The organism is Bacillus pretiosus, assembly GCF_052947655.1.
Map to the genome: position 1 here is coordinate 1,987,030 of NZ_CM129593.1, position 14,047 is coordinate 2,001,076.

The 14,047-nt window shown below is 36.2% G+C and carries 10 protein-coding genes and 1 pseudogene; 3 read left to right on the forward strand and 8 right to left on the reverse strand.

Translation table 11 applies throughout. The annotated features are described in order from the left end of the window. Nucleotides 1–75 precede the first annotated feature (75 nt). From ACU8YW_RS10345 to ACU8YW_RS10355, 3 genes are all read right to left on the reverse strand, one after another. Entirely contained in the window at nt 76–510 is a 435-nt protein-coding gene (locus tag ACU8YW_RS10345) for a hypothetical protein (RefSeq protein WP_262719814.1), read from the reverse strand. A gap of 85 nt (nt 511–595) precedes the next feature. Further along, nucleotides 596–1,567 (reverse strand): MBL fold metallo-hydrolase, encoded by a 972-nt coding sequence (locus tag ACU8YW_RS10350; protein ID WP_426933723.1) that lies wholly within the window; start codon nt 1,565–1,567, stop codon nt 596–598. 96 nt (nt 1,568–1,663) lie between these two features. Continuing rightward, nucleotides 1,664–1,873: a DUF3925 family protein gene (locus tag ACU8YW_RS10355; protein ID WP_088609027.1), complete on the reverse strand. Its 210-nt coding sequence runs from the start codon at nt 1,871–1,873 to the stop codon at nt 1,664–1,666. Nucleotides 1,874–2,097: 224 nt separating this feature from the next. Between ACU8YW_RS10355 and bsaA the strand changes: the two genes are divergently transcribed. Then, nucleotides 2,098–2,580, forward strand: a complete 483-nt coding sequence (gene bsaA, locus ACU8YW_RS10360; RefSeq protein WP_088609028.1) for a glutathione peroxidase — start codon at nt 2,098–2,100, stop codon at nt 2,578–2,580. 82 nt (nt 2,581–2,662) lie between these two features. On the opposite strand, the gene ACU8YW_RS10365 is transcribed toward bsaA, so the two are convergent. From ACU8YW_RS10365 to ACU8YW_RS10385, 5 genes and pseudogenes are all read right to left on the reverse strand, one after another. Then, nucleotides 2,663–4,891 (reverse strand): transglutaminase TgpA family protein, encoded by a 2,229-nt coding sequence (locus tag ACU8YW_RS10365; RefSeq protein ID WP_426933722.1) that lies wholly within the window; start codon nt 4,889–4,891, stop codon nt 2,663–2,665. Continuing rightward, nucleotides 4,888–6,102 (reverse strand): DUF58 domain-containing protein, encoded by a 1,215-nt coding sequence (locus tag ACU8YW_RS10370; protein ID WP_426933721.1) that lies wholly within the window; start codon nt 6,100–6,102, stop codon nt 4,888–4,890. Before ACU8YW_RS10370 ends, ACU8YW_RS10365 begins: the two co-directional genes overlap by 4 nt. Then, the gene (locus ACU8YW_RS10375) at nt 6,102–7,064 is read right to left on the reverse strand and encodes an AAA family ATPase (protein ID WP_046953636.1); all 963 of its coding nucleotides are present in this window, start codon (nt 7,062–7,064) and stop codon (nt 6,102–6,104) included. Before ACU8YW_RS10375 ends, ACU8YW_RS10370 begins: the two co-directional genes overlap by 1 nt. A gap of 405 nt (nt 7,065–7,469) precedes the next feature. Then, nucleotides 7,470–7,810 (reverse strand): annotated as a pseudogene (locus ACU8YW_RS10380) (hypothetical protein). A 99-nt stretch (nt 7,811–7,909) separates the two neighbouring features. Next, nucleotides 7,910–8,410: a hypothetical protein gene (locus ACU8YW_RS10385; protein ID WP_088609031.1), complete on the reverse strand. Its 501-nt coding sequence runs from the start codon at nt 8,408–8,410 to the stop codon at nt 7,910–7,912. A gap of 476 nt (nt 8,411–8,886) precedes the next feature. Between ACU8YW_RS10385 and ACU8YW_RS10390 the strand changes: the two genes are divergently transcribed. After that, nucleotides 8,887–12,570: a nitrate reductase subunit alpha gene (locus ACU8YW_RS10390; RefSeq protein WP_426933720.1), complete on the forward strand. Its 3,684-nt coding sequence runs from the start codon at nt 8,887–8,889 to the stop codon at nt 12,568–12,570. After that, on the forward strand, nt 12,560–14,035 hold the full coding sequence (narH, locus tag ACU8YW_RS10395) for a nitrate reductase subunit beta (RefSeq protein ID WP_098133688.1): 1,476 nt from the start codon (nt 12,560–12,562) through the stop codon (nt 14,033–14,035). Before ACU8YW_RS10390 ends, narH begins: the two co-directional genes overlap by 11 nt. Nucleotides 14,036–14,047 lie beyond the last annotated feature (12 nt).

Sequence of the window (14,047 nt, forward strand, 5' to 3'; positions counted from 1 at the left end):
TTTATATCGGCTTTTACAAGTAATATCAGATTTATAAACAAACTGACCTAATTAGCAACACTTAAAAAATGGTTATCAATTATATTTTTTCATATTTGTAGTATCTTTTTGTATAAAACAATCTAAAAAAGAATAGCCAGCTATTAAACTTATTATCGTAACAAAAGTAGTATTTATAAGAATAATATTAGTTAAATAAGGCAGGTATGCACCAACTGGTGAAAAGAGTAGAGCTGGAGAAAAGGAAATGAATAGCGTAGGCACAGTAATAGCGATAAATTTATCCGGTTGAAAGCGCCAGTTTTGTTTACTTGTTTCGCGATTAATGGATTGAAGGAATCGTAATAAAATGCCAACTATAAGAGGGAAGAGTGTAAAGTAGAATAATCTTGGATAAACGTTAAAATTCACCTGCGCATCTGTATCTAAATAAAATTGAATTTTCACTCCGACAAATAATAATAAGACGATAAATAAGGTAAAGCAGAGGTATAGTATTACTTTTTGCATTGTATTCCACCATCCTTTACTCAAAATATATTCAAAAAAAGAAGAGATATACAATAACTACTGTTGTATATCTCTTCTTTTACGGTTATTTAATAGTGGAGTTTGCTTTTTCTTGCTTCGTGAAATAATCTATAATGCCCATCGCGCTAATTTCTATATCTAGATGTAAAATGTTATAAACAGAATGATCTGATGGAACGTTTAACTTTGTAAGATGAGAAGAGATCTTATCCATTAATACAGTGTGTAAAGCTTTAGTCGCTTCATCGAAATCATTATACTGTTCAAAGACTTCTTTACCAGTATGAACAAAAATAGGTAGCCAATGTTCCAGTTGGTTATATACTTCTGTAACATTGGATGATGCACCGTAATGGCCGAAATAAATAGTATCTACATTCATACTTTGAATATGATTTTTAGAAGCAATCATCGCATCTGGTTGGAATTGTGAAGGGGACGTTGATGGTAAATATAGTTCTACACCAAGGTCTGCGAGTTCTCTATAGTAAATTCCTATTGTATCGCCAGTAAAAATGCCATTTGTTAATGAATCGTGAATGCTAATATGGTGCTTAGCATGTCCCGGTGTATCGTAAAATGTAAGTGTACGGTCTGCGGCAATTTTTAACGTATCACCATTTTGTACAATATGAACACGTTCTTCTTCTATAGGAAGAATTGGATCAAATAGTTTATCGAAATCTTCTTTGTATACAGCTTTTGCGCCTAAAATGAGTTTTGTTGGATCAATCATATGACGAGCACCGCGAGAATGCACATATAAAGTAGCGTTTGGGCATTTTTCCATCATTAAACCAGCAGCACCGGCGTGATCTAAATGAACATGTGTAACGATAATGTTTTTAACTTCGTTTAAATCAATATGTAATTGTTGTAAGCCGTCTAAAATATACGGAATAGAAGGGGCTGCACAAGTTTCAATTAAAGTAATATCGTCACCTACTAAAACGTACGTACCTGTTCGTTCATTATGTTGTAAATCAAAATCATCAATAAGATATAGGTGAGAAGATAATTGCTCTACTTTTTTCATCATTACCACTCCTTATTTACTATATGTTTCTATTATACGCTAAAATAGAAAAAAGGCAGAAAACGAAAGCTCGTCTTCTGCCTTTTTAAAGTGTTATTATTTCGTTTGTTCTTTATTGATAGACATAAGAAACAGTCCAACTATGCCACCAACGATTGGAAGCATAATTTCTCCTGCTAAATTAAAGTAGGAGCTTAAAAATAAACCATTTACATCGATTACCCAGCCAATCACATACAATAACATCATATATAGTACGAAATAAAACTCGCGATTTGAAATCGTTTCATGTTGTGCAGTTTTCATAATGAACACCATCCTTTTCTTTTATAATGGAATATAAACTGTCACATTTTGTTCACAATTTAATTGTAAAACTTGCCATCATAAAAGTCTAGTAGTTTGTGTCGAATTTTCGAATAGAAATAAAGCGCTATCATATTGGGGTGTAAGTACGTAATAAGAGCTGTATATTCATGAATGTAGTATAGTATAAACATAGAATGATAGTGAAGAGAGGGGTAAGGAAAATGACAGTTTATGATTTTTCAGCTAAAACGATAACAGGAGAAGATAAATCGTTAAAAGATTACGAAGGAAAAGCACTTCTTATTGTAAATGTAGCTAGCAAATGTGGTTTTACACCACAATATAAAGGATTACAAGAAGTATATGATAAATATAAAGACCAAGGACTAGAAGTACTCGGTTTCCCTTGTAACCAATTCGGAGGACAAGAACCAGGTACAGAAGCAGATATTACTAGTTTTTGTGAATTAAACTACGGTGTGAATTTCCCGATGTTTGCAAAGATTGATGTGAAAGGCGATAAGGCACATCCGCTTTATACATACATGACAGAACAAGCACCAGGTTTACTCGGTATGAAAGCAGTGAAATGGAATTTTACTAAGTTTCTAATTGGAAAAGACGGGAAAGTAGTAGGGCGTTTTGCGCCGCAGACGAAGCCGGTTGATTTAGAGGTTGAGATTGAGAAGGTACTTGGAGAATAACTAGAAGTTTCACTTTATTAAAAAAGCCTCAAAGAACAAGGTAGTTCTTTAAGGCTTTTTCTATCAACTCACATTATCAAGATTAAATCGCTGAATGGAAGTCATTTGATTTAGGCGGAGAGGCTGCTTTTTTCATAAGAATTTCCCATAAGTGTACGGATTTCTTCCATTCTGCTACGGCCTGTCCCTTTTGATACATAGCATTCTCATAACTGAAAGTAAGTTGTTGCATATCGGCCGAGTTGTAAAGTGTATCGATGTGGAGAGCGTATTCTCGGAACGTTTGACTTTCCCCACGTAGTATACCGATTCGCGCAAATTGTTTCAAAAGTGCACCGTAAGCTTTGCTATAAACAGCATCATCTTTTCGGTATTTGTAGAAAAGAATAATAAAAAATGTAATCCATTGCATTCTAGTAGCGAAGAGAGTGTATCCTATAATACTAATTAGTATCGTAGAGAGGAATACGTACCACCAAGAAAGTCCATTTTTAGAATTTGTAAGCTTTTTAGTAGGAGCGTCTTCTGTATCTTCAATTAAACTTTTGAGCTTTGCTTCATTGTTTCTTTGGGGCATTTGCGCATTTTGAGACTTAGTTTCTTCGCTATTTTGTAAAGTAGGAGCAGGAGTATTATTTGTGAAATTATAGGGATTGGTAAATCCTTTTGTTGGTTCGAATGGAATCCATCCGTATCCTGGGAAATATACTTCGACCCAAGAGTGTGCGTTATCGTTCGCAATTTTATATACATCCTCACCTTCTGCACCAACTAGTGTGTTATCAAGAGTTCCTTCTGTATAACCTTTTACCCATCGAGCAGGGATCCCAGCAGAACGAAGTAACACAATCATAGATGTCGAAAAATTATTACAGTAGCCGCTTTTTGTATCAAAAAGGAATTGATCAACATAATCTTGATTTTTGGCAGGGAACAACACATTCATTGTTTCATATACGAAAGAATGGTCGGTGAAGTAATTTTCAATAGCTAATACTTTATCATATCGGTTGTCTTTATCATTTGTTAGATTAACAGCTAAGTCTCTTACTCGCTGCGGTAATGATTCGGGAAGTTGCGTGTACTTTGTCATGAAATAAGGATTTGTTTCTTGACCTTCATTCGTTTTTACAGCTTTCAAGTTTTCTATGGAAAACTCCGGGACCCCATATGTTACTTTATATGAATTTAAAGTAGTAGAAGAACCTCCGTCCATCGTATAGATTTTTTCAGAAAATGGGTCAACGCTGTATGATATATCTGAAGAAGCCTCAACTGATATTAACCCTGCTGGATAGGTAAGATGAGGATATCTTTTTTGCATGTTGATTGTTGCCTTAGTTGTCTCCGTTTTTGTATTTTGTTCGTACCAGCTCACGACGTCGTTTTTATTTTTAAAAGAAACCTTTTTTTGATTTTCAGAAACTTCCCAGCCTTTTCCTGTATAAAAATCTTTCGTTTCGACTCTCCAATATTGTTTATTTTGCGTTTGTGCTGTGAAAACAATTGTAGGATCTGCCTTAAAAGGACCGCCTAATCGTGAGTCATCTAAACCATACCCAATTTTAGAAACTTCTTGTTTTTTACTTGCTTCGGATGTGTTGAATTTTAAAAAATCCATTGGGTTTGGCCATTGAGGGCCAAATTTTGGAGCAAAGTATGCGATAGTTGCTGACAATACAATAAATATTGTAAGAGGTTTAAGTAATTTTGAGATTTCTCTAGCATAATTTTGTAAGTGTTCCATCTCTTTTATTCGTTCTATGCGAAGAAGACTAAGCATAAAAAAGCCGATGACAACAGTACGAATAATAGCGTAGTTTGCATTGTATAAATGTAAGTTATGAAAAATGGTGATATAAATAATAGTCAATATAAGAAATAACAACCCACGTTTTTTATGAATCATCCAAAAAGAGATGAAAGCACTCAAAAACCAAAAGGATAAAAAAAATAAAAGTGTTGGAAAAACTGGAGAGATATCCAGCAAATTCCCCTGAAATAACAGGGAGGAATTTCGAGAAATATCAGTGGAAAATTTCGTTAGCCAAGATGGATTTATAAAAGCATTTTTATAATATAGGAAATGAATGATGAATAAAATCGTGACGATCTTTATTGGAATCTGCCATTTTATTTGAAAAAAAGAGAGAGTGAAGCAAATCCCTATAAATATTACGAAAACATCTAATCTACCTACGTTTGTAATACCTACGAGGGGCCTTAGCCATTCTAGTAAAAGTAGAAATGCGCATGCATGCATGAAAAATCTAGTCATATCCCATTGTTTTTTTGCCTGTAATGTTATCATGTGCTCACCTCAAAAAACACGTTTGTATACTGGTTTCCATAAACCACATTTACAAATATTTGTCGTTTTTGTAGAGTTTCTAGAATACTGAGTTCTCGGTGTGAGAGTTGATTTGCTTTTTCTTTTACGACAAACACCATTAATTTTCTATTTTTTATAGCAGCAAAGTCAGCCGCCTTTTGAATATCGGGAGAAAGATCGCTTATCACGAGTATAATCGTGACGGGCTCATAAATTTTTCTTAATTCCATTTCTACACTCCGGGAGAGCGGGAATACACTATCTGCTTGTACCTTCGCTAAATGACAAAAGATTTGATATAACTGACTATCTCCATTGTCTAAAGGGAAAAAAGTTCGTTCTTTTCCGACAGATACGAATGACGCCGGTGAATTTTGCTTCAAGACAGACCTGACAATAGAGGCAGTAAATGTGACGACTGATTCGAATAGAGGGGATGGGGTTCTGTCCATGAATATCATAATATTATGGCTGCGCTGTTGTTCAAACTCTTTCGTCATAATGTTGTTTGTTCGTGCAGTTGCTTTCCAATCAATCCACGAAAAGCGATCACCAGGTTTATATTCCCTGACACCGACAGAAATGGTAGAGTCTTTTACTAAATTTATATTTGCTGAAAGTGCTCCTTGTTCGAAATGATTTTCCATTTGTCGATATGTTATATCTACATACTGAGGGTAGACTAAAAATGTATCTGGAACTGAAAAAGTTACTTCTTTCTCCATCATACCGAATAGATCGCCAGTTTTGACACGTACGCTTGAAAAAGAGTGCTCTCCTCTAGGGATTGTGTCAATTGCATATTGAAACGAAATATTTCGTTTCAATCCTGGAAAGAGTATTACTTTATTCATCTTCGTTTGTTTACAATTTGCAAATTGTGATGGCAGTTCATCTTCTATAATTAAATAAAGTAAGGGAAAAGGGAAACTTCTTTTTATTGTAATCGTACTTAAAAATGGTTCTCCTGCTACATATTCGTCTTGATTTGTTATTCGTTTTACCTCGGCGTTCCGTAAAGCAAAGAAGGGAAGCAATAGTGAATAAAGGCCAATAGGAATCGCACTGTAAAACAAAAACCAACTTACAAATCCTCCTTGAAGCATAGCGTATACAAATGTTAAGACTAGGCATAACGGAATGAGTGATAACTTAGTAAAATGATAGAGTGCTCGTAGTATCCGTTTCATCAAAGGTTCATCTTCCTTTGAGTAGGTACGGTAGTTCGCGCAACGATTTTTGCGATAACTTGTTCTCCTGTTATTCCTTCAAATTTTGCCTCCATTTTTAGAATGAGTCTGTGAGCTAACACGTAGGGAGCTAAAAATTTAACATCGTCTGGAATAACATAATTTCTGCCATGGATGAATGCATAAGCTTGTGAAGCTTTCATTAAAGCAATCGAGCCACGTGGACTTGCACCTAGTTGAATAGAACTATAAGAACGAGTCTGACTAACAAGCTTTACAATGTAATGCTTGATTGCTTTGTCCATGCTTATTTCCCGTACGCTCTGTTGTAAATAAAGTAATTCTTCTATTGTTGTAATAGCTTGTAAATGGGAGAGGGGATTTGTTTTTTCCATCCTGTTTAAAATTTCAAATTCTTCTTCTTGTGTAGGATATCCCATTTTTAGTTTCAATAAGAAACGATCGAGCTGTGCTTCTGGTAAAGGATATGTTCCCTCATATTCGACCGGATTTTGGGTAGCCATTACAAAGAACGGTTTTGGTAACGGTCTTGTCATGCCATCTATTGTAATATTGCCTTCTTCCATACTTTCAAGTAAGGCAGATTGTGTTTTTGGAGATGTACGATTAATTTCATCAGCAAGTATAAAATTCCCCATGATTGGTCCAGGCTTGAACTCAAATTGGAGCTCTTTCGGATTATAAATAGAAACACCTGTAACATCTGACGGCAGTAAATCAGGTGTGAATTGAATGCGCTTGTAATCAGCATCAATTGATTTAGAAAGTGCACGTACTAACATTGTTTTCCCAACGCCAGGCACATCTTCTAATAGTACATGACCTTCTGCTAAGAGAGCTGTCAAAGCTAAGATCGTTTCTTTTCGCTTTCCGACCATTAACTTTTCAATATTGTTAATTATTTTTTCTATAATGGGATGTAATGAGTCAAGCTGGTGCATCGTAATCCTCCTAATTTTATTATCGTTTTCTAATCTATTTAGTGAAAAATAGAATGTATCCGTCTAATTGCGGGCAGTAAAGATTCTATCTTTAATTCTGAGAATATTCAGATTATTTATCGCGATTACATCTAGTATAATTGTTTCCGTAACTTAGGGCAATATGGTAAATAATGATTTCTCGTTTTATGTGAAATACGTTTTGATATAGAATAGTATCGTCGGTAAAAGTAGAAGAGGGGAAGGAAGGGAAAGATTGACCTCAATGAGCAAAATAAATAGCGTAGGAAACCCTACGCGTAAAGTTTGGAACATATATTAATACGCCTTGTGATTAAAATGTATATGAATAAAATAAAGTCGGCTTCACATGAAGAGGCCATCTATTTAAATTATTACACTCCTTTATTTTTTATCTTTTTTATATTCTTTTCGTTTATTTAACCAAATATGAATCAATTCTACCAATTCCATTGTTTCAATCTCACAATATTCTCCTTTACCATCTTCGGCTAAATTGTCTAACACAGTAGTTGTGTCGTTCCGGATTTCTAAACCGCAAATGTTGCCATTTACTACTACATAATTTTTTCTCCGTTTAAAACACTATGTAATTCTTCTAAAATCCAATCTCGAAAAGCTGAAACTTCAATTCCTAAAAAAGTTTCAACAAGTTTTATTTCTTGAGGAAGTCTCATAACTAAATCACTACTGTTAAGTACTTCAAAACTATATGGATATTTCATGACTATTTTACTCTTTTATTTCTGGCTTTAGTGACTCTATTTACTTCTCTATAAAGGTAATAAATTCTTATACTATCATTACTCTTGTCTTACTTACATTTATAGTAAAAGTAGATTGTTATTAAACTTATTTATCCAATATCTCTCTGATGTAGGTATGAGTTCAGTGAAATCTTCATATGTACCTATCCAATCTTTTGGTACATAGTTTTCGTATGATGCCGGTTCTGGAAACATTGAATATAGTATTTTATTATCAAAGTTAATTAATAAGACGGGACTATAATCTAATAGATCTTCTCCTGCATTCTTCCTTTTAATATTTTCAAGTAGTAAATAATTTAATTCTTCTTTAGTTGTTTTATATTGATTAATCCTTACTAAAAATACTTCTACATTTTCATGATCTAATACTTTTATTCCATTTCTTTCTCCCGTTTCATCATTATCTTCAATGCTTATACCTAAATTTTTATATGCATTATCTAATTTATTATAATCTAAAAACCATAGTTCTTTATCTGTTACATACCACCTAAACTCATTTTTATATATGACGGCTACTATAATGTTTTCTGCATAAAGCGGTTCTAATATCATAATCTACTCCTTTTATTATTATCTTAATATCCTGCCATTCTGGTGTATTCTTCTCTTCATTCAATCCAAGTTGCTGGCAAATCATATGGATTTCCTGGCGTTTTTGGTTCAACTATTTTCAGGATACTTACCCTTAGTATGGTGGATTGAAAGTATTGTATTTTCATTTATAAACTTATCTTACGATTTAGGCAAATCAAATTTAACTATTCCCAAATTACTTCCGCTATTATATAAGAAATTTTTTGCACGCTCATTTTAATCTGTACTACATCTTAAACTTTGCTAGAAGCAAGGAAGTAATTTAACAGTCAGTGAAGGATGTGAACCCTCCACAACGATTAGATTTTCACTTTTTTATATTTGTTCCGGAATTTTTGACAATCTCTTGAACTGTGCGAAATGTCACATCTGTATTTTACAACCTCTCTTATAGTAAGGGTATGGAAGAGAGACGTATTAAAGGAGTGAACAGTATGAAGAAGAAACCTTCAGCACTAATGAGACGTTTAAAATATTTTTCACCAATAGATCGTTATAACGATAATCATACACAAGAAACATATGAAGATCGTGAATGGGAGAATGTGTACAGAAAGCGTTGGCAGCATGATAAAGTAATTCGTTCTACACACGGCGTGAACTGTACTGGCTCATGTAGTTGGAATATTTATGTGAAAGATGGAATTGTAACTTGGGAAGGGCAGGAGCTTAACTATCCGACTACAGGTCCTGATATGCCTGATTTTGAACCGCGAGGATGTCCGCGTGGAGCAAGTTTTTCTTGGTATATTTACAGTCCACTTCGTGTGAAATATCCGTATGTACGTGGTGTTCTTTGGAATATGTGGCAAGAAGAATTACAAAATAACGAGTCACCACTAGACGCTTGGAAAAGCATTGTGGAAAACTCTGAGAAGGCACGTACGTATAAGCAGGCGCGTGGTAAAGGGGGATTCATTCGTGCGAATTGGGATGAAGTGTTACAACTCGTTTCTGCTTCATTACTATACACAGTAATGAAATACGGTCCAGACCGAAATGTTGGTTTTTCACCAATTCCAGCTATGTCGATGTTAAGTCATGCAGCTGGTAGTCGCTTTATGCAACTTATGGGTGGACCGATGCTTAGTTTCTATGATTGGTATGCAGATTTACCACCAGCTTCTCCTCAAATTTGGGGCGATCAAACAGATGTACCAGAAAGTAGTGACTGGTATAACTCTGGTTACATTATGACATGGGGTTCAAATGTACCGATGACGAGAACACCAGATGCACACTTTTTAGCGGAGGTTCGATATAAAGGAACGAAAGTCGTTTCTGTCAGTCCTGACTTCGCTGAATCTACAAAGTTTGCGGATGATTGGATTAGTGTGAAACAAGGTACAGATGGTGCGCTTGCGATGGCAATGGGGCACGTAATCTTACAAGAATTTTACGTAGATAATCAAGTGGAATACTTCACAAAGTATGCGAAACAATATACTGATTTTCCTTTCTTCGTCACATTGAAACAAAAAGGGGATCAATTCGTTGCTGATCGTTTTTTAAATGCTTCTGATATTGGACGCGAAACGAAGTTAGGGGAATGGAAACCTGTACTTTGGAACGAGAATACGAATGATTTTGCAACACCGCACGGCACAATGGGGTCACGTTGGGATAATGAAAAGAAATGGAACTTACGTTTAGAAGATGAAGAAACAGGTGAAAAGATTGATCCACGTCTTTCTTTACTTGGAATGGAGGATAGTGTTCAAACTGTACAAATTCCGTACTTCTCTGATGATGGAAACAAAGTATTAGAACGAACAATTCCAGTGAAAAAGGTTATGACAGAAGAAGGTGAAGTGTTCGTTACAACTGTATACGACTTAACGTTAGCAAATTACGGTGTGAACCGAGGACTTGGCGGACAAGAGCCGAAAGACTTCAATGATGACGTACCGTTTACACCTGCATGGCAAGAGAAAATGACAGGAGTAAAACGTGAGCTTATTATTCAAATCGCTCGTGAGTTCGCACAAAATGCTGTTGATACGAACGGTCGCTCAATGATTATTGTCGGAGCTGGTATTAACCATTGGTTTAACTCTGATACGATTTATCGCGCAGTTTTAAATCTTGTACTTCTCGTCGGAGCGCAAGGTGTAAACGGCGGTGGTTGGGCGCATTACGTTGGTCAAGAAAAATTACGACCAGCGGAAGGATGGCAAACAATCGCGATGGCAAAAGATTGGCAAGGGCCACCAAAATTACAAAACGGTACATCTTTCTTCTATTTCGTAACAGATCAATGGCGCTATGAAGATACACCAGTGGGACATTTAGCATCACCAGTGGAAGGCAACTCTCGTTATCAACATCACGGTGATTACAATGTATTAGCGGCACGACTTGGCTGGTTGCCTTCGTATCCGACATTCGAGAAAAATGGGATTGAATTATATAAAGAAGCTGTTGCTGCTGGTGCAACAACGCAAGAAGAAATCGGGAAATACGTTGCACAAAAATTAAAAGAAAAAGAACTGAAATTTGCGATTGAAGATCCAGATAATAAAAATAACTACCCGCGCAACTTATTCGTATGGCGTGCAAACTTAATTTCAAGTTCTGGTAAAGGACATGAATATTTCTTAAAACATTTGTTAGGTACGACAAACGGATTAATGAATGACGATAGTGATTCGTTACGACCAGAAGAAATTAAGTGGCATGAAGAAGCACCAGAAGGGAAGTTAGATTTACTCATTAATTTAGATTTCCGTATGGCTGGAACAGCACTTTATTCTGATATCGTCTTACCTGCTTCAACTTGGTATGAAAAGCATGATTTAAGTAGTACAGATATGCATCCATTTGTACATCCATTTAATCCAGCAATCGGTTCGCCGTGGGAAGCGCGCTCTGACTGGGACATTTTCACTTCTCTTTCTAAAGCTTTGTCTGATTTAGCGAAGAAAATCGATCTTGAACCAATGAAAGAAGTTGTTGCAACACCACTTCTTCACGATACACCACAAGAATTAGCGCAACCACTTGGCAAGATTAGAGATTGGAGCAAAGGTGAGTGTGAACCGATCCCAGGTAAAACGATGCCACAAATTCATGTTGTCGAAAGGGATTATAAAACGATTTATGACAAAATGACTGCGCTAGGACCAAATACTGGAAAACAGCCAATTGGTACGAAAGGGATTTCTTGGTCTGCGGAAAAAGAATATGAGCAATTAAAGAGCCGATTAGGAGTCGTTCGAACGGATTCTATTGCGAAAGGTTGCCCAGACATAAAAGAAGCAATTAATGCTGCTGAAGCGGTATTAACACTTTCTTCTACAACAAACGGTCATATGGCTGTAAAAGCATGGGAAGCACTTGAAAAACAAACGGATTTAAAACTACGTGATTTAGCAGAAGAACGTGAAGAAGAATGCTTCACATTCGAACAAATTACAGCGCAGCCGAAAACAGTAATTACTTCTCCAGCATTTACAGGTTCAGAAAAAGGTGGACGCCGTTATTCACCATTTACTACAAATGTGGAACGTCTCATTCCTTGGAGAACAATCACTGGACGACAATCTTTCTATTTAGATCATGACATGATGAAAGAATTTGGTGAAACGATGGCAACATTTAAACCAATTCTGCAACATAAACCGTTCCGTAAATCACGGCCTGAAGTAGAAGGAAAAGAGATTACATTGAATTATTTAACACCGCATAATAAGTGGTCGATTCATAGTATGTACTTCGATTCATTACCGATGTTAACGCTGTTTAGAGGTGGTCCAACTGTTTGGATGAATAAAGAGGACGCTGCAGAAGCTGGCGTTGCAGATAATGATTGGATCGAGTGCTTTAACCGTAACGGTGTTGTTGTAGCGCGTGCTGTTGTAACGCACCGTATACCGAGAGGAATGGCATTTATGCATCATGCGCAAGATCGTCACATTAACGTGCCTGGTACGAAATTAACAAGCACCCGCGGGGGAACGCATAATAGTCCAACCCGTATTCATGTGAAACCGACACATATGATTGGTGGATATGGCCAATTAAGCTACGGATTTAACTATTATGGTCCAACAGGGAACCAGCGTGACTTAAACGTTGTAATTCGCAAACTGAAGGAGGTAGATTGGCTTGAAGATTAAAGCACAAGTCGGAATGGTAATGAATCTAGATAAATGCATTGGCTGCCATACTTGTAGTGTAACGTGCAAAAACACCTGGACAAATCGTCCAGGTGCTGAATATATGTATTTCAATAACGTAGAAACGAAACCTGGTATTGGTTATCCAAAGCAATGGGAAGATCAGGAGAAATATAAAGGTGGCTGGGAATTGAAAAATGGTGAAATTCAGCTGAAATCTGGTTCGAAAATGAAGCGCCTTATGAATATTTTCCACAATCCAGATCAACCAACAATTGATGATTACTTTGAACCTTGGAACTATGATTATGAAACGTTAACAAATAGTCCTCAGCGTAAGCATCAGCCAGTTGCTCGTCCGAAATCAGCAATTACGGGTGAATTTATCGACAAAATTGAATGGGGTCCAAACTGGGAAGATGATTTAGCTGGTGGACATATAACAGGATTACAAGATCCGAACGTAAAGAAAATGGAAGAAGAAATTAAAACAGATTTTGAAAATGTCTTTATGATGTATTTACCACGCATATGCGAACATTGTATGAATCCATCTTGCGTATCTTCTTGTCCATCTGGTGCGATGTATAAACGTGAAGAAGATGGGATTGTTCTTGTAGATCAAAATGCATGTCGTGCATGGAGATTTTGTGTATCTTCTTGTCCGTATAAAAAAGTGTATTTTAACTGGCAAACGAATAAAGCTGAAAAATGCACAATGTGTTTCCCACGTATTGAAGCGGGTATGCCAACAATATGTTCGGAAACATGTGTAGGACGTATTCGATATATTGGGGTAATGCTATATAACGCTGATAAAGTAAAAGAAGCGGCGTCTGTTGAAGATGAAAAAGATTTATATGAATCTCAACTTACTGTTTTCCTAGATCCAAATGATCCAGAAGTAGCAGCTGAAGCGAAAAAACAAGGGATTCCTGAAGAATGGATTAAAGCGGCACAACAGTCGCCAATCTATAAAATGATTATCGATTGGAAAATTGCTCTACCTCTTCATCCAGAGTATCGTACAATGCCAATGGTTTGGTATATCCCGCCGCTTAGCCCAATTATGAACATGGTGGAGGGGAAAGGTAGTAACTGGCAAGCAGAAGAGATTTTCCCTGCTATTGATAATATGCGTATTCCAATTCAATATTTAGCGAATTTACTCACTGCAGGAGATGAATCACATATTCGTCTTACGTTGAAAAAAATGGCTGTTATGCGAACGCATATGAGAGCATTGCAAATTAATAAAGAACCAAATGAAGCGGTATTAAAAGAACTCGGCTTAACGAAACAGGATGTAGAAGATATGTATCGTCTTCTTGCTATCGCGAAATATAAAGATCGCTTCGTCATTCCGGCCACTCATCGCGAGCAAGTTGCAGATTTATATAACGAACAAGGGAGCTGTGGTTTATCTTTCGCAGGTGGCCCAGGCTCTTGCACGACAATTTCTTAAATAATGGGGGCG